Origin of the sequence: Cupriavidus alkaliphilus, from assembly GCF_014191175.1 — a bacterium.
Classification (GTDB): domain Bacteria; phylum Pseudomonadota; class Gammaproteobacteria; order Burkholderiales; family Burkholderiaceae; genus Cupriavidus; species Cupriavidus alkaliphilus.
Window position 1 is genome coordinate 273,377 of record NZ_JACHWE010000002.1, and the last position, 20,784, is coordinate 294,160.

12 protein-coding genes are annotated in these 20,784 nt (G+C 62.0%); 8 read left to right on the forward strand and 4 right to left on the reverse strand.

Going from position 1 to position 20,784, the window contains the following annotated elements:
* The first annotated feature begins 70 nt into the window (after positions 1–70).
* The 7 genes from tssH (at position 71) to FHX60_RS07910 (ending at position 13,085) form a co-directional block, all read left to right on the forward strand.
* Positions 71–2,800 carry a type VI secretion system ATPase TssH gene (gene tssH, locus FHX60_RS07880; protein ID WP_183282997.1) on the forward strand — a complete coding sequence of 910 codons (2,730 nt, stop codon included), beginning with the start codon at positions 71–73 and terminating at the stop codon, positions 2,798–2,800.
* 40 nt (positions 2,801–2,840) lie between these two features.
* Positions 2,841–5,630, forward strand: coding sequence for a type VI secretion system Vgr family protein (locus tag FHX60_RS07885; protein WP_183282998.1), 2,790 nt, complete (start codon positions 2,841–2,843; stop codon positions 5,628–5,630).
* A gap of 7 nt (positions 5,631–5,637) precedes the next feature.
* On the forward strand, positions 5,638–6,567 hold the full coding sequence (locus FHX60_RS07890; protein WP_183282999.1) for a DUF4123 domain-containing protein: 930 nt from the start codon (positions 5,638–5,640) through the stop codon (positions 6,565–6,567).
* A gap of 2 nt (positions 6,568–6,569) precedes the next feature.
* Positions 6,570–9,809, forward strand: coding sequence for a toxin VasX (locus FHX60_RS07895; protein ID WP_311728176.1), 3,240 nt, complete (start codon positions 6,570–6,572; stop codon positions 9,807–9,809).
* Positions 9,810–9,819: 10 nt separating this feature from the next.
* Positions 9,820–10,914, forward strand: a complete 1,095-nt coding sequence (locus tag FHX60_RS07900; protein WP_183283001.1) for a DUF6708 domain-containing protein — start codon at positions 9,820–9,822, stop codon at positions 10,912–10,914.
* An 868-nt stretch (positions 10,915–11,782) separates the two neighbouring features.
* Positions 11,783–12,856 (forward strand): DUF6708 domain-containing protein, encoded by a 1,074-nt coding sequence (locus FHX60_RS07905; protein ID WP_260163730.1) that lies wholly within the window; start codon positions 11,783–11,785, stop codon positions 12,854–12,856.
* Between the two features lie 64 nt (positions 12,857–12,920).
* Entirely contained in the window at positions 12,921–13,085 is a 165-nt protein-coding gene (locus FHX60_RS07910) for a hypothetical protein (RefSeq protein ID WP_183283003.1), read from the forward strand.
* A gap of 33 nt (positions 13,086–13,118) precedes the next feature.
* On the opposite strand, the gene FHX60_RS07915 is transcribed toward FHX60_RS07910, so the two are convergent.
* Positions 13,119–13,475, reverse strand: a complete 357-nt coding sequence (locus tag FHX60_RS07915; RefSeq protein WP_183283004.1) for a hypothetical protein — start codon at positions 13,473–13,475, stop codon at positions 13,119–13,121.
* 300 nt (positions 13,476–13,775) lie between these two features.
* Here FHX60_RS07915 and tssA point away from each other — a divergent pair, with 300 nt between their 5' ends.
* Positions 13,776–14,867, forward strand: coding sequence for a type VI secretion system protein TssA (gene tssA, locus FHX60_RS07920; protein ID WP_183283005.1), 1,092 nt, complete (start codon positions 13,776–13,778; stop codon positions 14,865–14,867).
* 55 nt (positions 14,868–14,922) lie between these two features.
* Here tssA and FHX60_RS07925 read toward each other — a convergent pair whose 3' ends face one another.
* Genes FHX60_RS07925 through tssM form a run of 3 tightly spaced genes read right to left on the reverse strand, consistent with a single transcriptional unit; the run spans position 14,923 to position 20,740 of the window.
* Positions 14,923–15,801, reverse strand: a complete 879-nt coding sequence (locus FHX60_RS07925) for an OmpA family protein (protein WP_183283006.1) — start codon at positions 15,799–15,801, stop codon at positions 14,923–14,925.
* 2 nt (positions 15,802–15,803) lie between these two features.
* Entirely contained in the window at positions 15,804–16,793 is a 990-nt protein-coding gene (gene tagF / locus FHX60_RS07930) for a type VI secretion system-associated protein TagF (RefSeq protein ID WP_112775178.1), read from the reverse strand.
* Positions 16,790–20,740, reverse strand: coding sequence for a type VI secretion system membrane subunit TssM (gene tssM / locus FHX60_RS07935; RefSeq protein WP_183283007.1), 3,951 nt, complete (start codon positions 20,738–20,740; stop codon positions 16,790–16,792). The genes tagF and tssM overlap by 4 nt, the downstream gene beginning before the upstream one ends.
* Between the last annotated feature and the right edge of the window lie 44 nt (positions 20,741–20,784).

Consider the following 20,784-nt stretch of genomic DNA (forward strand, 5'->3'; position numbering starts at 1 on the left):
GCTTTCGTCCCGATTTCGCCACTAACGCGCGCCACCAACGCGATTCACACCTACCGGAGCCCAAGCCGCCATGGCCATTCCCCTCAAGACGTTGATCGCCAAACTGAATGCAAGCTGCCGGCAGGCCGCAGAGCGCGCCGCGTCGCTGTGCATGGCGCGCGGCAACTATGAGGTCGACCTGGAGCATCTGTTCCTGGCGTTGCTGGAGAACGCGCGCAGCGATTTCTCTGTGGCCGTGCGCACCAGCGGCATCGATCCTTCCGCGTTGCAGCGCGACCTGGAAGCGGAAATCGCGCGCTTCAAGAACGGCAACACGCGCACGCCGGCCTTCTCGCCCTATCTGCCGAAGCTGTTCGAACATGCGTGGCTGATTGCGTCGCTCGACTCCCAGACCACCCGCATCCGATCGGGCCACCTGCTGCTGGCCTTGCTGACAGAGCCGGCGCTGGCGCCGCTGGCGGTTCGCGGCTCGCATCGCTTTGCCGAGTTCGATGCGGACCGCCTCAAGCATGATTTCGACAAGCTCACCGCCGGTTCCGAAGAGCGGGAGCAGGCGGTGGACATTGTCGATGGCAGTGGCGCCACGGCAAGCGCCAACGGTGCCACGGCAGCGCCCGCGCTGACCGCGACGCCGGCGCTCGACCAGTTCACTGTCGACCTGACCCAATCGGCCCGCGATGGCCGCATCGACCCGGTGATTGGGCGCGATGCCGAAATCCGCCAGGTCATCGACATCCTGATGCGGCGCCGGCAGAACAACCCGATCCTGACCGGCGAGGCCGGCGTCGGCAAGACCGCGGTGGTCGAAGGCCTTGCGCAGCGTATTGCAGTGGGCGACGTGCCGCCTCCGCTGCAGGGCGTGACCGTGCGTACGCTCGACATGGGGCTGCTGCAGGCCGGTGCCAGCGTGAAAGGCGAATTCGAGAATCGCCTGAAGAACGTGATCGAGGAGGTCCGCAAGAGCCCGCAGCCCATCATCCTGTTTATCGACGAAGCCCATACCATCATCGGCGCAGGCGGCCAGGCCGGGCAGAACGATGCCGCCAACCTGCTCAAGCCGGCGCTGGCGCGCGGCGAGCTGCGGACCATCGCCGCGACCACGTGGAGCGAGTACAAGAAGTACTTCGAGAAGGACGCCGCACTGGCGCGGCGCTTCCAGGTTGTCAAGGTCGACGAGCCCAGCGAGACGCTGGCCGCCGCGATGCTGCGCGGCATGGTTCCGCTGATGGAGCGCCATTTCAGCGTGCGCGTGCTGGACGAGGCTATCACCGAGGCGGTGCGTCTGTCGCATCGCTACATCAGCGGCCGCCAGCTGCCGGACAAGGCGGTCAGCGTGCTCGATACCGCTTGCGCCAAGGTGGCGCTGGGGCAGAACGCCACGCCAGGCGCGATCGAGGACGATCGCAAGGCGCTCGAGCGCCTGGCCGTAGAACTGGCCGCGCTGCAGCGCGAGCAACGCGCCGGCGCCGCGCACGCGGAGCGTCTGGCAACGCTGGAAGTACAGCGCGCCGAACTGGAACAACGCGTGGCCGCCGCCGATGCGCGCCTGGCGCAGGAGCGCGAGCTGGTGGCACGTATCCAGGCGCTGCGCACCGCGCGGGAGCAGGGCAACGATGCGGAGGCGGAAGCAGCCGAGCCGGCCATGGCCGCCAACAGCGATGTGGTGGCAATGCCGCGCAAGGGCAGCCGCAAGGCAGCCGCTGCGGCTGCGGAGCCCGACGAACTTGACGGGCTGCTGGCGCAACTTCGTGCGCTCCAGGGTGAGGCGCCGATGGTGCCATTGCAGGTGGACGGTCACGTGGTTTCGGAGATCGTATCGGCATGGACCGGGATTCCCCTTGGCCGCATGGTCAAGGATGAACTGCGCACGGTGCTGAACCTGAAGCCCTTGCTGGCCGCACGCGTGATCGGCCAGGACCATGCGCTGGAGGCAATCGCCCAGCGCGTGCGCACCGCCACCGCGAACCTGGAAGATCCCAACAAGCCGCGCGGCGTGTTCCTGTTCGCCGGCCCGTCCGGCGTTGGCAAGACCGAAACCGCGCTGGCGCTGGCAGATATCCTCTACGGTGGCGAACGCAAGCTCATCACCATCAACATGAGCGAGTACCAGGAAGCGCACAGCGTGTCGGGGCTGAAGGGATCGCCGCCGGGCTATGTAGGTTACGGCGAGGGCGGCGTGCTGACCGAGGCCGTGCGGCGCAACCCCTACAGCGTGGTGTTGCTGGACGAGATCGAGAAAGCCCACCCGAACGTGCTGGAAATGTTCTTCCAGGTGTTCGACAAGGGCGAGATGGACGATGCCGAAGGGCGGCCCATCGACTTCCGCAACACCATCATCATCCTGACGTCGAATGTCGGCTCGTCGGCGATCATGCAGGCCTGCCTGAACAAGTCCACCGAGGAACTGCCTGACGCCGATGCGCTGGCCGAGATGCTGCGGCCGACGCTGTACAAGGCCTTCAAGCCGGCCTTCCTGGGGCGTACCAAGGTGGTGCCGTACTACCCGATTCCGGACGACGTGCTGGTGGAGATCATCACGCTCAAGCTCGGCCGCATCCGCGACCGCGTGGCCGCCAACCACCAGGCGGAATTCCAGTGGGACAACGCGCTGGTCGAGGCGGTGCTGGCGCGCTGCACCGAAGTCGATGCCGGTGCGCGTGCGGTCGACCATATCCTGAACGGGACGCTGCTTCCGGAGATCGCGCAAACCGTACTGGTGCGCATGGCTGAAGGCGGCGGCGTCGACAAGATCAAGGTCACCACGGGCAAGAACGGTGAGTTCAAGTACCGCATCAGCTGATATCGGCATGCGCAGACTCGTGACATCGCGGGAGTAATCCATGGTTTCAGCGACCGACCTGGCCAAATTGCTTGGCGCCGCTTTCTTGCAGGCCAACCGCTTGCTGCGCCTGCAGACGCCCCTTGGGCAAGACGCGCTGATGCCGGAGCAGTTGCAAGCGGCAGAGCAGCTGGACGGCGGCGGGTTCCGCATCGAACTGACGGCGGTGTCGGATAACGCCGGCATCGAAGCGCAAAGCCTGCTGGGCCAGGCCGTGCGCGTCGACCTGCTGACCCAGCGCAGCCGCACCACGCTGCGGCCCTTCCATGGCCACGTCACACGTTTTGAGCGCGTGGGCGCCAACGGCGGGCTGGCGCGCTACCGGATGGTGGTCGAGCCATGGCTGGCGTTCCTGCGCCACCGACGCGACAGTTTCCTGTTCCAGGACATGTCAGTGGTCGAATTGGTGGACAGCGTGTTCGGCGACTACAACGGTCAGGGCAAGCTGGTGCCGGCGTGGCGCTGGGCACTGCGCGACGCCTCGGCATATCCGCGCCGCAGCATCGTCACGCAGTACGAAGAGAGCGACTTCGATTTCGTGACGCGCCTGCTCGCTGAAGAGGGCTTGTTCTATTACTTCGAGCATGAAGCCGCCGACGGCGAGGCACTTGGCACGCACCGCATGGTGATCGCCGATGCCAACGATGTCTTCCAGGACAACGAACAGGCCAGCATCCGCTTCGGCCGCGCCGATGCCACCGCTGCCGAAGACGTGATCGACCGCTGGCAAGGCACGCGCAGGTTGCAGACCAACGCCGTAGCCGTGGCGAGCTGGGACTATCGTGCCAAGGCGGTTCGCAGTGCCGAGGCCGGTGCATCGACCGAGGGCAATTCAGCCGCCCCGTCCTTGCAAGACACCGATTACCCCGGCCAATACTGGTTCGAGGACGGCGAGCAGGCGCAGCGCCATGCCCGGCAACTAGCGGAGGCGCTGGAAGTACGACGTCTGTCGTTCTCTGGCGAAGGCAGCGTACGCACGCTGACGCCTGCCAGCCGCTTCATGCTGACCGGCCATTATGACTACGAACACGTGCAAGGAGACGACGAGCGCCGCTTTGTCGTCCTGGCGGTGGCGCATGCGGCCCGCAACAACCTGAACGAGCGCTTCCGCGGCGTCATCGATCAATTGCTCGGGACAGACCAGGCTGCCGCGGTGCCAGCAGAAGGCGCTACGGCAGCCGCGGACGTGCCGTTCTACCGCAACCAATTTACGGTAGTGCCAGCAAAGGTCCCATACCGCCCGCAACAGCTTGACGGGCAGGGCCGCCAACTGCACCCCCGGCCCACGGTCACCGGCGCCCAGACCGCCGTCGTCATCGGCACGGACGGTCGCGTGCATACCGACCGCGACCATCGGGTAAAGGTCCAGTTCCACTGGCAGCGCGGCGCCCGTTCGGCCAGCCGGCTATCCCATCCCGCCGGCGACGACAACGCCCGCGCCGAAGCCGGGTTGGGCAGCTGGGTGCGCGTATCGACCCCGGTTGCCGGCCCCAACTGGGGCGGTGTGGCGCTGCCGCGGGTCGGCCAGGAAGTGGTGGTTGAATTCCAGCATGGCGACATCGACCGCCCGGTGGTGATCGGCGCCGCCTACAACGGCCGCGGACAGGCCAGCGCCCAGTACAACCAGAACCAGACCGGCGCTGCCAACGCCACCGGCAACGCACCCGCGTGGTTTGCCGGCAGCAACGAGGCCGCCGATGGCAAGCAGGACGGTAACAGCCAGCCCGATGGCCAGCAAGGCCATGCCCACAATGCGGTGCTGTCCGGCATCAAGACCCAGGCGCTGGCCCACAGCCAGGATGGCACCGGCGGCTACAACCAGTTGGTCTTCGACGATACCGCCGGGCAGAGCCGCACGCTGCTGTCGACCACGCAGGCAGCCTCGGCGCTGACGCTGGGCCACCACCTGGACCAGCGTGACAACGCCCGCCAGGCCGCACTCGGCCACGGTGCCGCGCTGGAGACAGCCGACAGCGGCGCCCTGCGCGGCGGCTCCGGCATGCTGCTCACCGCCCACGGCGCGGGCACCAGCGTGCCGTTGCTGGACAGCGAGGGCGCTGCAACGCAGGTGGAAGCCAGCACCGAACTGCTGACCTCGCTGGCCGATGTCGCGCACAAGCAGAAGGCGGATTTACCGGAGGAGCCGGCCCCCGCCGAACTGCCGGCCATCGCCCAGCTGAAGCACACCACCGAAGTGCTGCGCCATACGGAAACGGGGACCGATGGCAAGGCCAGCGCCACTGCCTACAACGAGCCCCACCTGCAGGTCTCCGCCCCCCAGGGCATCGCCGCAACCACGCCTGCCGATGCGGTGCTGGTCGCGGGTACGCAACTGACGATGGCGGCGCAGAAGGATGCCAATGTGGCGGCGGGCGGGAATTTGTCGGTGGCGGTGGCGGACGGGCTGAGTTTGTTCACCCATGGCAAGGCTGGGGGTGAGGCCGGTGCGGGGATTGCCATGCATGCGGCGAGTGGGAAGGTGGGGGTTGCCAGCTTGCAGGGACAGGGACGCATCGCCGCGGAAAAGCTGGTGACGGTGTCCTCGTCTCAGGGGGCGGTCAATGTGCAAGCGAAGGAGCATGTGCTATTGAATGCGGCCGGGGCGCAGATCCGGGTGCTGGGGAACACGATCGAGGTGCATGCGCCGGGGATGACTACGTTTAAGGGGGGGCAGCATTTGTTTGTGGGGCCGGGGGGGAGCGGGGCGCAAATAGATCTGCCCACAGGCAACTACAAGGGCTGCGCCGCGGCGTTAGGTGGTGCCACCCAGGGAGGGGCGGCGTTTGCTTGAATCGGTAATGGATAAAGATGCGCTTCAATTGCGGCTCCGAGATGCGTTGTTCGCTGACCTCGACCAGATGGAGGGGGCAAAACTCTATGTTCTGGTCGACACGGTTCTGCACGATCCTCTGGCTCGAGTGCCTGCGCGTGAAAATGCGGTGACATTGCCAATCTCGTACGCGGGAATTCCTTCTGACCGTCGTCCCTACTTAGCACCGCTTGGCGATATAGGTCGTGACCTTTCGTTAGATGAGAGCCTTAGTATTGCCATCGAGCAGGCACTTCGCGAAGAGGACCGCCGCGAGTTTGGTAGGTCCGTTTGCGGGTGGGTCGCAAGTCATGCCACCACCGAGATACTGGCTAAGCGATTGGCGGAGCGCTCAGTAATGAGTGTCACCTACCAACGTCGGCTTTTTCGCTATTGGGATCCGCGTATCCTCGATCTGCTGTCTTGGGCCCTAACGTTGAAACATCGCGAGAATTTCTTCTCTTGCGTGTCAGCATGGTGGTGGTTGGGCCGAGATGCCAGCTTACGGAAGGTGATTGGTCTCGAGCCGGATTCCGGGTGTTCAAGTCAAGTTGTTTTGGACAACGAACAATTGCAGGTCATGATGCTTGCCGAATCCACCAATCGTACCCTCGATGTATTGCAAGACATGGATCACGCGTCGTCTACGCCGGAACTGCAGCAACGTGTCGCTAAGGCAGTGAGAAAGGCTGTCGAAACGTGGGAACTTGATACGCAGGAAGAGCAAATACGCTATGCGCTGTTTGGCGTCTTGATTGGGCCGGAATTTGATGCGCATCCACTGGTACGCGGAGCTATGTTGAATGCCAAGGAGGAGCGCAGATCGCCCTTGAGTGGTCTTGACGCCTTTACTGATGATTGGTGGACTTCCTTAAAAGTCGAATTGCAAGGTGCGCAGTTGGTACGGGATGGAGGATAAGCATGTCGGACACAGGAATTGCAGCTGCAGTACAAAAGGCGTCGACAAACAGCCGTGCGGGCGGACGAGGTAAGTGTCCGGATTGCGTAAAGGAAGGCCTCGCCGTGCTGCCCACATTGATTGGAGTTCTGCCAAAGGCCGTCAAGTCTGATCCGTTCCCGGTGCTTAGAACCCAGGCAGGCGCTGAGATTGACATGCTAGCGAAAGCTGTAAGTGCTGGGGAGCTCGCCGAAAGCTGGAGCTACCTGCGAGCGGTCCTGGCAGGATACCTTTATGTGCTGAAGCCCGACAAGACGTGGGATGCATATCTCATCGATTCGTCTGGCTTGTTGCGATCGATGCCTGCTTCGGCTTTGCCGGGCAACCCTGGTGAGCGAGAGCCGTTGGATGCACCAACCGCTTGCAAGCGCGGTGAGCATAACCCGGTTGCACTCCAGGTGTTGGTCCTAAATCCCCAAACAACGCCGAAGGTATGGATTGCATATAGCCGTTACCGGTGGGCCGACGATGTGCTGAAGAACTACGCCGAAAATAGGGGAGGATGTCGCGACCGCCGCATGATGGAAATTGACGTAGTCGCGATGGCCGCAGGCAACGTCGGTAAGGGGAGGGCCGTTCCAAGTGCGCTGAATATGCGGCCTGACGTTGGGAATTACGTGGCAGACTACGCCTCTCCTGCTGCCATAAGCAAACTCAATGAAGCTCTATTTGAACCGCTTCATTCGCGTAGCGCGGATGCGCGCCACGCTGTGGCAGGCGGAGCTCCTTGGTATCTGCAAAATGCCAAGCCGATCTCGCCAATCGTTACCTCGCTGGCCCACTCGGGCAGCAAAGGATCTGAACTCGCACGTCAGATGGCGAACATGTCGCAGAAGACGGCGGGCAAGACAGGTGTGATTCTGGCGCTGCCAGATCCAGTAGGTGTGACGAGCCAGCTCAACTGGTACAGGAACCGCCTGACAGCTGAGTTGGCCGCCATGAATGGCGTTGGCAACGAAGAGATTGCTAGGAAGCGGATAATTGCCGAGGTCATTGCCGGAATTGTGCAGAGTGCCAAAGAGGATCCCGGCTGGTTTAACAGCTACGGGCCGGACCGGTATCTGAAGCACATTAATCAGCCTGCGTGGGAAGCAGCAAAGCGTGAGGCGGACGCGGTTAAGGCACTCAACGCGCGGATTGAACGCGCTAGTGATGATTTTGTAAAGTGGAAGGAGTCGCAGCAGTGGGCTCAGATTCAGCGGGAGGATTTTTCACAGACCAATGCTGTAAGTGCGCTTGATTTAGAGCGTATGGTGTCGATCTGCGTGTGCGGATCGGGGCTGACCAAAACCGAGCATGAAAAGGTATGGGAACCGGTGCTAAGGGGCGTTAAGGCGAAGGAAGACAACTGGTTTGAGCGAAGTCTTTCTGGACTGCATACGGACTTTCAACAGTATCTGACGGATCAAAAGAAGGAAGATAAAATTTATGACTCCGTCAAAGGTGCAACGGCGTTGGCCAAGGATTGGTCAGTTGATGGCATAAAAAAGGTAAATGAATTTCGGGCTGCCATTCGTGCCAAGCGTGCAGCGAACGATGCTACTGCTGCGCTGATTGAGACTGTAGCTGGTCGAATGGGGAGACTACTGAGTCGAGACCCGGAAGCTTATCAAAAAATTATGCGACGGGTGGCGATGACGCTCCTCGTACGCGCAGATGTTGTTCCCCAGCCTGTGGTGGTGAAGGGACCATTTGAGCGGATGGCGCAACTAATCATGGCTGTAGGAAGCGGTGAGGCAAGGCTTTCTACAAAAGCTCCGATTCAAATCGCGCCCAAGAATGGGCGAGGGCCCTACTTGTCTACTAAAGGCAATCTTGGACAGCGAGGCTTGGCATTGTCTGAAGCGGTAGAGGGAGCTGTGCTCTTCGAGGCGCCGGGCAGGAACGCGACGGGCGTGACGGCTGCGTGGATCGTGCAGCGGGTTCAAGCGGGGGATGGAAAGCTGAGCGCTGACATGATGCGCAAATTTGGCTTGAGAGAAGTGGAGCTAGCTGCAGCGCGCGCAGCTGGCTCGAGGGTTGGAGCACCGAATCCATGGCTGGAAAATGCTCTTACACTCCGTAGTACAGGGGTAGATGCTGTGCTTTCGGCCGGTGTAGTTTTCTTTCAAATTAATGCGTTTAATAACGCTTTAGCGGACCTGGGTAAAGCACAGGACGGATGGGGGAAAGCGGAGGCGGGAGTGGGCATGACAACAGCAGTTTTGTCATCGGTGGGCGCGGGCTTGGAGATTGCAGGTGCAATTTCCATTCTACGGGGAGTCGCCAAGGAAAGCGTCATGCCAAGGATGATCGTGGCCTCCCGGTTCGGTGCGGTAGCAGGTTTCATAGAGGGCGCATACCTAATAGTTAAGGGAGCCAATAAAGTCTATAAGAAGGACTATGATTCCGGTCTCTGGACGATTGGCACAGGCATCTTTGTAGCGGTCGCTGGCGTTTCGGGAGTTGGCGCTGCGACCGCAGCTGCCACTGGAGGAAGTGTTGCGATTCTTGGCTTGAGTCTCGGACCCGTCGGCTGGGCTTTGCTTACCATCGCATTGATTGGTGTGTCACTGTATTTCGCCTGGCAGGCATTTATAACGGATGATGAAAACTATCTCCCTGTAGAGTATTGGCTGGATAATGGAGTGTTCGGCAAAGGCGAGTTGCGAGCGTTAGGTGAAAAGAACGCGTGTTACGATCTGAAAAGAAGGGGAGTATTTCCGTTCGTCGGATTGGATGAAGAGATTATCGTGCTGAATCGAATGATGCTTGTTGCCAGCGCGAAGTTGAATGTTGCGTCGGATTCAAAAGGGATTGGCATTGTCGCTACCTACGAAGTAGCACTTCCACGCTATGCTGATGGTAGCCGTCTGGCGATCGCATTCACTGCAATTGATGCAGAGGGAAAGCGCAGTTCTGTTGGTGAAATTCTTTGTGAGGATGGTAAGCCGAATGCGACGCGCTCCACAATTAGTGCGCAGTTGACAGGTATGCGAGAGGGTCCGATCCTGAAGATCGAGCCAAAAAGTAGTGTAATGAGGCTGTCTGGCATGTTCGCAACCATGCAGGAAAGTTTTATTACCAAGGCAATCAATAAACTTTCCAATCGATCCAGCGTAATATACGCTGAGCGATTCGAAATGACGGTCGATTATTGGCCGGATCGGAATAATATGAAAATGCTGCAAACTAGTCTGGTGATTGCACGTCCCGAGAAATAGAGGTAGATATATGAATGGGGCAGGAAAATATTTAAAAACCCAGCTTCTGGGGTTGAAGCATCTCCCCGCTGAAAGTGGTGCGTGGGGTTTTTTATTACCCCGTGGGAAAGAGCAAGCAACTCATGATCCGGACGCTCATGAACAAGTCCAGGAAATCAACCCTGCCTACCTGACTTTCGTTGATAGTGAGATGAATGTCGATGGGGGAATGTGGCTGACTATCGGTATCTTCATATCCAGCTATATGCTTCTGGGTGCGATAACTTTTCTCCCTCCTCTTCTTGCGCGTGAGACCCCTTTTGGCGTACTGGCGGTTGTTACAGGTGTTTTTCTGTCATGCATAATTGGCCCCGTTGTTCTGGTGTATAAAGTAGTAACTAACCCTGTAAAGCCACCAGTGATTATTAGTCGTAAGACCCGTAAAGTGTATGTGTGGCAAGGGAAGAAGATCGGTTGGCGTACGCTAAATCTTGACTCGTCATACCCATTTGTATTTCGTTCGAAACTGGTTTCTACAGCAGGCGCGACTACCATCTACACTTTGCAGCTCGCAGAGCTCGACACAGACCGAACAATTGTTGAGTCTGCAGTTCTCGGCCCGTTTTCGCGGTTGCCAGACGAATGCGCGCGACGGTGGGAATTCATTCGTCGCTACATGAATTCTGAGCCGGATAAAGTGCCGCCGGTGCTTGCGCAACCTCCAGTCAATGATAGGCGGGCAACATTAGCGAGGATGGATCGTATCGGATCGAGCGGATTAGTGGGTCAAGATTTCCGATTGAAGAAGGGCTTGTTCGCGTGGAGCTATTTTTGCTTTCACGGAGTTGTGAGTTATTGGTGGTTGCGAGCCGCTGCATGGATGCAGTGCCGTGGAAAGTATCCTGAATATTCAGTCGCAATGCGGAATGCTATGGCATTCGAAGGTTATAATGCATATCCCAGGAGCCCGCTGTCCGCCATTGAGAAAGCGGCCTTTGACGGAAGCCTGCCTCACCTGAGAATCAGATGGGCGGTTATTGGTGTTCTGTCAACGTTGTTGTGGGGGGGGCTCTGGCTAATTATGGCAAGCCCTATGGTGGCAATGTGGGATCTCCCAACGTGGTAAGCGCCTGTGGGCACGGTACAAGAGCGAACCGGTTCAGTCGCTCATTCCTTCAGAGTAAGTGAGCAGAAGGCGTCCGGTTCCGATGCGCGAGACTCAGTTGATGAATTTGTTCGGCGATGTTGGCCTTTATCGATGGTGAAATGAATGTCGATCGAGGAGTGTGGATAGTGTTTGGTGTTTGCTCTTGTTTTTGGCCCGTGGTCCGAAGTTTGCTTCGAACGGGCCTCCATTGCCGTTTGTCGCATTCGCGTTTGCATTCTTGTTGCTGGCGGCGTCCGGCGCTTAACGAGATCACCCATTGCTTGCATACCTGGATAGCGCTGATGACGGCTGCCGCATGCAACGTCCAGTGCAGCGAGCGCTTCGGCCCAGTCCGGACGGGCCTGTCAGTTTTTTGTCTACAGGGCAGGTAAAGGCTTACCGTCGATGGAACGGTGAGGCAGCAATATCGTAACGATAAGGGTGGGTGAAGCGTTCCTCGTAGAGGATCGCAAATTGGTTCATGGCAGCCTTCCAATCATGGCTTGAACTGCCCCACGTCCCCGTGGTGGTAGATCGAATTTCTGGTTGAAGTGGTCGGGTTTCGGTGGGCGATCATTGGGGCCCTTTCTACCTTTCTGTGGGGAGGGCTGTAGTTATTGATTGCTGCACCGTTCCTCTTTATGTAGAAGGCTGACTCAATAGTTTGGACTGACGGCCTTCGCTTGCCCGAGATGGCTTTTGCTTTTTCGCGTCAAGTGGTCTACCAGATCAAGTCAATTTCAACCCGTTGGTACGGGAAAGCCGCCGTTGTGATGAGATCATGTTCGGTCGCGAATACGAGTACGTACGAGCCAAGCGGCGATCTGTCGCCAGGAGCCGAGAACTATTGAACATCGATGGTCAACGCCGTTGGCGCGTCGATGAGACTGGTGCCGCCGAGGGAGTCTTTATCCCCGGCCGTTGCATCTATGCGCAGAACGAAGCCTATTTGGAACTTGCTAACCCTGGTTTCGGCGTGCAAAGCTTGGTGACGTCCTGGGCGCTGCTGGTACTACTTGGTTGTCTGTTCACGATTTGGCTTTGGTACGGCCTGGCGCTTCATCCGCTGTTGTTTGGCAGGGTGTTTTTCCTCAGCTGGAACGAACCCTATGAATCGACAATGCTCACGCTGGTGATTGGCGGGTGGACGGTCATGTTGTTGTTTGTGGCCGGCTTCGTGTTTTTCGTCGTCATGATGTTCATTGGCCTGGGTGCGCGTACAGCATTCTTCAGCCCGTTGCGCGGGCGTGTCCGGTTCAACCGCAAGACTCGCCAGGTCTACGTATTGCGACCTGGCTATTGTGGTGGCGACAAGGTGTTCGCATGGGATCGCCTGGAGGCAGTGCTGAAGCCATTTCCCGCACGCATGGAGCCCAAAGTTATCCGCTACAATCAGGCGCAGCCTCTGGTTCTTTACCACCCTCCATTCAGTGCAGACGATACTTCTGCAGAAGGCGAGGACGTCTTCTTTGTCGAGTCCGCGACAAACACATACTACCCGGAGGGAGTCGCTGGCCTGTGGGAGTACATTCGCCAATATATGGAGGAAGGGCCTTCGGTCGATGTGATTCCACCCAATGCCCCGGCGTCGTTCAAACAAGTGCCGCGCTATCTGCCACCTGCCTACAGCACCTATTGCGGCATGCCAAGCACTGCACAATGCAGATTGGAAATGGATGTGTCATTCTATCTGCCCCTGTATATGGCCCTGGCGCAATCCACTTGCTCGTGGGCGCGCTTTCCGAAGGAGTGGGAGAGCGACTCTGGCATTGGAGAGCCAGAGGAGCGGCCCGTACAGGCTGGCGCTGTGATGACTGCAATGGTGTATCGCGCAGAAGGCAAGCTGGCTAACGCGGATGAGGTGGAGTTCATGCGGCGCTGGGGAACCGCAGAGGGCCTTGATGAGGCCATGGCGCGATAGCCCGGTTGTCTGGATTAGGACGAGGCTGATGTAGGGCCTGTGCAAACTTATTGATGGCCACTGCATGCCCGTCATTCTCGAGGAGCCGAGCTATGCCGGCAAGGCAAAGACTGGCGGCCCTGAAGGAGACGAGCGGCTGCTGGCATACCGCGAACAGGCGGTGAAGCTGGCCCTTGAATACGATGCCGAGCGCAGGGAGCGGCTCGGTCCAGACGGAACCGCCGCTTGAATCGCTAGGCACTAGCATTTAGTGGCAGCGCCGCTATATACCCCCGCGCAAACCGGACAGCGCTGCAGCAACAAAGATGACCCATGACAGGCCGGCGCCGACAGGCAGTGATATGGCGGCACTGCCCAAGCCCGTGATGGCGAGCCACCGGTTGCCGCGCAGCCCGGCAATCGCTGCAACGGGCAGTGCGGCGGCACCGACGAGCGCGGGAATCACCATCCTCGCCATGGTGGGCTGATTTCCGCCGGCGATGAGCGCGATGAATGCGGTCACCAGTACCAGCAGCAGATGATAAAGAATGAACCTGGCCCGGGCACTTCGCAGCTTTCGGATCCACAGTCCAATGTACGCTGGATAGACCAGGGCGCCACCGAATGCCAACAGTTCCACATCCCGAAACCTGGACTGCGAAACTAGTTCGTACGCTGCCACGGGAACGAGTAAAACAGTGAGGACTAGCGTGGCTTGTAGTGACAGGGTTCTAAGCAGACCTTTCATTGGCGGGAAGGCAGCACAAGGGGCAACGGCGATTTTACGGATGTGGAACGCACCAGGCGGAAAATCGCGCCGGCAAACCTGCAGTGTCCGGCAGAGTGTACGTCGCAAATCCGCGCACTGACACCACGCCCATGGCCTTACCGCACCGCCAACGGTACACTTGCTTCTTGTTCCCACGGCTGACCGACCACCATGGCATCCCTCCAGTTCGACCGCCTGCTTGCTCCGCTTCCTGGCGACCAACCCTGTGGCGAAGACCTGCTTTTTTCCGCTGAATTCGACCGCATCCAGGAGGCGCGCCGTGCTGACGATCCGTCGCTGGACCAGGGCGATTGGGTGACCGACATCAAGGAGGCGGACTGGCGCGAGGTGATCGGCATTGCCACCTCGCTGCTGCAGGACCGTACCAAGGATCTTCGCCTGGCGGTCTGGTTGACCGAGGCGCTTTCGAAGGAGCGCGGTTTTGCGGGCCTGGGCGATGGCTATCGCCTCACAGCGGAGCTCTGCAGCCAATATTGGGATCACCTGCACCCGGTGATGGAAGCTGACGATGTCGACTACCGCACCGGCAGTGTGACATGGCTGGCAGGGCGGTCGAGCCAGCTGATCCGCGAGATTCCGCTGGTCGATGCATCGGCCGGCGGATACGCCTACGTCGACTGGGAGGTGGCCACGCATCTCGCGGAAGCGATTCGCCGCGATCCGGAGCAGGCGGACGAGCTGTCGCGGGGCAAGGTCAGCCAGGAGCAATTCGAGGCGGCGCGCAAGAAGACGCCGGCGGCATTCTATACGGCGCTGCATGCGGACCTGGTGTCCTGCGAAGCCGCGTTGAAGTTGCTCGGCGATGTGCTGGACGAGCGGGCCGGCGAGCACGCGCCCAGCTTCCGCCAAGCGCGCGAGGCGCTGGAAGCAGTGCGCATGCTGGTGGAGCGCTTTGTCGGCAAGCCGGTGGAACGGCCCGCCGGTGCAGAGGCGAGCCAGGGACCATCCGCGTCTGCCCAGAGCGGACATGCAGGCGTGCCGGCTGGCGCTGCCGAAGCCACGCACGCCGGCCCCATCCGCACGCGTGCCCAGGCGCTGGCCCAATTGCGCGAGGTCGCCGATTTTTTTCGACGTACGGAACCGCACAGCCCTGTGGCTTATCTGGCGGCGCGCGCTGCCAAATGGGGCGACATGCCGCTGCACGCGTGGCTGCGCACGGTGGTCAAGGACGATGCCACGTTGTCGCAGATCGAGGAGCTGCTGGGCGTGACCACGGATCCGTCGACCGATAACGACGCATGATCCGAAGCCACGCCGGCAGCATCGAAGCGCCGGCGTGGTCCACCGCCATGCGCGGTTACTGCCCCGCCCGGAACTCGATCCTCCGGTTCTTCGCGCGCCCTTCCTCCTTGTCATTCGGCGCCACCGGCTGGTCCGGCCCCACGCCCACTGCCGTCAGCATGCCGGGCTCGCCGCCTTTGCCGATCAGGTAGTTCTTCACGGTCTCCGCGCGTGCCTGGCTTAGCGTCAGGTTCAGCGCGCGGCTGCCGGAGTTGTCGGTGTGGCCGACGATCTCGATCTTGCGGCCGCTCAGGCGCGGCAGCACCGCGGCCATTTCATCGAGGATGGCCCGGCCCTTGGGCGTCAGCGTCGCTGCGCCCGTCTCGAATTCGATGATCCGGTTGGCCAGGGTCTGGTCCAGCAGGTTCTGTTCGGAAGCCGGCACGCGCAGGCCGTTCTTCACTGTATAGGCCTGGCCAAGGCCGGTGGCCATGTCGCTGGCGATCTGCTGGCGCTGGGCTTCGTTGCGCACGTCGCCGTGCACGGATACCTGCGTGCCGTCGATGCTGAGCTGGCCGCGGCTGACCTGCTTGATTTGCGGCGAGAGGATCTTCTGCACATTGGCCGACCAGTTCGGGGGCGAGACCACGTTGCCGACCTCGATCTGATCCACCACGTTGGCGCTGCCATACAACTCGCGCAGGCGCGCCAGCACGCTGGCCTTGGTGGCCTCGTCAGGAACGGCGCCGCCGGCGACGACGCGGCCTGAAGCAGCGGCTGCGGTGGCAGCAGGCGCAGCGATGCCGGTGGTACCAGGATCGCCCGGCGCGGCGTGGCCGGGTAGCATCGTCAGCGCTGCCAGCAATCCAGCTGCCAGCGCTGGCGTGCGCGCTTTTACAGCGATGGAGGCAGTCTTGAAATCAGCTGCCCGGTTGCGTACTGCATCGAAACCCATGCTCATTCCCCGGCAAAGACTTCACGGAAGGTATCCAGCGCGAGGCGCAGCGACAGTTGCGGCTGGTCCATGTAACTGACGAACTTGGCCATGCCGTAGTCTCCGTTGACGTGTTGCTCGACCCATTCGGGGTCATCGATATTGATGTTCTGCTCGGTGTAGGCCAGCGGCGAGATCACGCCGTGCAGCGTGCGCGACGAGGCGCCGTTGAAGCCGATCACCAGCCGCTCGTTGCCGCCAATCTGGCCCAGGAAGATCGACAGTTCGAAATCAGCGCGATGCAGGAAGCGCGACACCAGTTCCAGCCAGAAGCTCGCCACCAGGCTGCGGTAGAGCGGATCGGCGGGCAGTGGCAGGGTCAGGCCTTTTTCCAGGTGCGACGAGCCGGACGACATCAGCGGCTGCAGCAGGATGCCCAGCGCCAGCAGCGTGCGGCGCAGGCGTACCTGCTGGCCCTGGCCGGCCAGCATGTGTTCCAGGCCGGCCACGGTCTGGAAGTCGATAAAGTCGGCAAAGCTTGCGTCGTGCGTCTGGGCGCCGGCACCGGTCTCCACGCCCAGTTGGGCCTGGCCCAGTTGCTGCAGGCCTTCGGTGGCATCGGAGGCCTGTGCCAGCGCATGCATCTGCTGCCCCGCGCGCGTCCACAGGCGGGCCAGTGCCAGTGGGCTGCGGGCGATGAAGTGCAAGGGGCGCTCGACCTCCATTGCCGCGGCCGTCAGGAACGGAAAGCGGCGCGAGGACAGGTCGCTGCTGGCCATCAGCGCACCGGCAATGGCCAGCTTGCTCTGCGAACCGAGGAAAGCGAAGTGCATCGGCTTCCAGGCGTCATAGCTGGCTTTCCAGGCCGGATCCTCGGCCAGCAGTTCCATGCCCTGCGCGAGCCAGCGGTCCAGCGTATCGAGCAGCTGGGTGTTATTGGCACTTTTGACGAAGTCGCCGCGGGACGGGATCTTGCCGAAATAGGACAGCTGGAGTTGGGTCGGCTGGCTCATTGCGCCGTACCTCCTTGGTTGACTTGGGCCGAGGCCTGCGCGCTGCCCGGCGTGCTGGCCTGCGGGTTCGGGGCAGGGGGGGCGGACGGCGGCGCCGCGGGAGAAGTCGACGGCGAAGCGGCCGGCGGCGTCGCGGTATTGAGCGGCGCATTGGCGTCAGCGATCGCGGTCGGCAGGCGCAGTCCGCGCAGGCCCTGGCTCTGCGGCGAGTCGGAAGCACTGGCATTGCCCGCGGTCTGCGGACTGCTGATGATGCGCAGCGCCACGCTGACCGAGATATTGTCGCGGCTCCAGGTCAGGTCGAAGGCGCCATCCGGGCGCCGCTTGCGCGCGGCCGTGGCGATCAGGCGCTCCAGGCCGAAGCGGCCGGGTTCGTTGAGCAGCTCGACCGAGCGGCCGTCGAACGTCGTTGCCGTGATGCGGGCGCCGGGCGAACCCTGCGGGTTGGGCCAGACAAAGTTGGCCCACTGCGCCGGCGTATTGCGATAGCGCAGCTGCTGGCCGTCGATCTCGATGGTGTACTCGGTGGTGCCGGTCGCGGGCGTCGGCAGGATCTGGAACACGGTCTGCTGGGCTGCCGCGGCCGTGGCGCCGCCGCCGCCTCCCGCCGCGCCGCCGGTCAGCGGCGCCACCCAGCGCGTGAAGTTGGTAGTGAATTCCGGCGCCAGCGTCAGGCCCAGGTCGCCCCACGTACGCGCTGCCAGCATGTCGCCGCGGCGCACCGACAGCGGGCCGATGGTGGCGGTGGTGAACTTGGCGATGGCGCCCTCCGGCCCGAAGATCTGGCCGATCTCCGCCGCGCTGGCCTCGATCTTGGCATCCGAGGCAAACGGATACTTGGTGGCCAGGGTCTGGCTGAACGGCTGGTACACCTGTGCGTTCCAGACCTTGTTGATCTCGACGCTGGCGGGGCGGATCACCACGGCGTAAGACTGCAGCAGCGGGCGCACCAGCAGCGGCCGCAGCGCCTGGCGCTGGCTGTCGGTGAGCCCGGTCATCATCTGCTCGTCGACATATTTGAGCGCATCCGACAGCTCCGAACCGTTGCCGTCCAGCGTCTGCTGCATCAGCTGGCGTGCGCCGGGTCCCGGGTCGCCCTGGTTCTTGAGCTGGTTGAAGCGCGTGCGCACCTTGGACAGCGACTCCATATAGCCGCGCAGCATCGAGTTGTTGTCATGCATCACGACGATGCGCGCCAGGCCCGAGAACTCCTTGCCGACCGGGCCCATCGGAATCGTGCCCGCCGCGCTGCCGGCGCCGCTGACATCGACATTGACGCTGACCTGCGAGGGCGTGCCGCGCGAGATCAGCCGCTTGAACCAGTCCAGCATGCCGGACTTGGCTTGCTTCAGGCCGGCATTGAGCAGCGAGGGGTTGTCCCACGAAGTCTGCTCATACGCCGTGTCCAGCACCTTGCGGATCGGCGAGTTGGCCGGGTCTCCCAGCAGGTTCATGCTGGCCACGGCCTGCTCGAAGCTGCCGAAGTCCTGGATGGTCACCCCCTGCATGAAGCGCTGCCATTCCCGCGCGTACTCGGTCTTGTACATGGTGACCAGCGTCTTCTGGATCTGCTCTGGGCTGCCTTCCAGGGTCAGGTCGTCGCGCGCGGCGACATTGAGCACCCAGTCCTTGGTCTGCAGCTCCTTGCTGGCGGCTTCGCGGATGGCGGGCTGCACATAGCCGAGCCACGCTTCGCGGGTGAAGGTGCCGGGCACGGCGTAGCTGCCGGCGACCACCGAAGCACCTGTGTCGCCCACGATGCGGGCCACGGTCATCGGGGCAAAGCGGGTGGAGGCGCGGGCCTTGATCTCGGCATAGGCGCGCTCGCGCGCGGGCATGCCCCGTACCACGCGGCGCAGGTTCTCGCGGGACTGGTCGATCAGCGACAGGTTACCTTCCAGCAGCGGCCAGTTGTCGTCGTTGACGCGCGCCAGGTAGAAGGACAGGCTGCGCTCGGCCGAGCGGATCAACTGCTCGCGCGGCATGTTGCCGCGGTTGTCTTCGAGCCAGCCGCGCCAGAACCGGGTCATCTGGTCAGTCAGGTGCGCGACCTCGACGTGGCGCTTGTCCGCCAGCATCAGGTAGGTCTTGAGCGCGTTGTACGCATCTTCCACGTTGGTGGGCGAGGCGTCGGTGTAGCGTTTGCCTGCGGCGGGCGTGGCGGTGGCCGCGGCGGCCATGGCAGCGGGGGCCGAGGCCGGCGCCGCCAGCGCCTTTGCGGTCACGGCACCGGTTTCAGGCGGTCGCACCATCGGCGCGAGTTGGTCGGGATGGGCGTTGACCTCTGCCAGGAAGGTCTCGATGGCCCCGCCGACGGGTTTCAGCATGACCTGGCGCAGGCCGTTGTAGTACTCGTCGAGCAGCTTGTGCTGCAGCGTATCGCCCTGGTACAGGCCCAGCGACAACGCCAGCGGGTGGTCGGTGCGGAAGCGTTCCAGTTGCTCGATGCGGTCCTGGAGGATGTCAAGCGCCTCCAGCCGCGCCTGCAGGTCGACGCGGTTCTGCTGCATCTTGACGATCTTGTCCAGGTCCGCCTGCACGTTGGCGGTCAGCTGCCGGTTGCCGAGGAACGACCAGGTCCAGCCCCCCAGCAATAGGCCCAGCACCACCACCAGGCCGAAGAACGTGGCAAAGCGCAGCCGAGTCTTGGCGGGGCTGGCAAACTGGCGCACGGTGCGGCGGTCGGCAAAGATCACCTTGGAAAACAGGTCGCGCAGGAAGAAGCCGTTCTTCGAGAACACCTCGCGGTTGCCGGCCACGCCTTCCAGCTTCAGCCCGAAACGGCGCGCGATGCGCTCGGCCGAGACGCTGGTGGTGCTGGCCTCCTGAACCGCGCTGGTGAAGTAGAAGCCGCGGAACACGGGCTTGTACTGGAACGGGTTCTCGTCGAACAGCGTGACCAGGAAGGCGCGCAGCGTAGGCTTGATCGAGGCAAATTCCAGCGGAAAGCTCAGCAGCCCCGGCGACAGCTTGCCGTTGCGGTGCTGCGCGATCTGCGCCACGCTGATCTCCTTCAGGCCGTCGCACAGCTCGTCGAAGCGCTGGTCGAACACGGTTGCCACGTCGCGGCGCTCCTCGAGCGCGAAGGGCAGGGTGGCGCCCCAGACGCGGTCGCGCTCCTGCTTTTCGTTGTCGCCGAAGAATTCGGTAAAGCCGGTGATCAGGTCGGCCTTGGTGAACATCACGTAGACCGGCGCGAAGACTTCCAGCCGCTCGGTCAGTTCCTGAACACGCTGGCGCAAGTTCTTGGCAAGGTTGATGGCGAACTCGGGCCGGTTCTGCGTCAGCTCCGGAATGCTGACCGTCACCACGATGCCGTTGATCGGCGCCTTGGGGCGATAGCGCTTGAGCAGGTCCAGGAAGCCCAGCCATTCACGCCGGTCCTCTTCATGGATGGCATAGCGGCCGGCGGTATCGAGCAGGATCCCTTCGGTAGTGAAAAACCAGTCGCAATTGCGCGTGCCGCCGATGCCATGGATCACGGCGTTGTTCTTGTCTGCAAACGGAAACTGCAGGCCCGAGTTCAGCACGGCAGTGCTCTTGCCCGCTGCCGGGTTGCCGATCACGATGTACCAGGGCAGCTCGTAGAGCGCCTCGCTGCCTGACATCTGGCCCAGCTTCGAGGTCTTGATGGTCTTCACGGCGCTGGCCAGGCGCGTGCGCAGCGCCTCGACCTCGTCGCGCTTGTCGGGCGGCGCGGCCTTGGCGGCCATGTCGGCCTGCTGCTCGAGAATGCCCTCGAGCTTGCCGCTGGCCCGGCGCGCGCGCCAGCGCTTCCACACATAGGTGGCCAGCCATGCCAGCAGCAACACGCCCAGGACAATGGCGACCCAGGCCAGGCCGATCTCGAAGGTCTGCGCCATCAGCAACAGAAAGACGGTCAGCACGACCACGCCGAATACCGACAGCGTGCGTGTGTGGGTCAGGAAGTTAAGGATGCGATGCATGTTGCCTTTGGCTCGGGAGCAATTCGGGATTCGGGGGCGCGGTT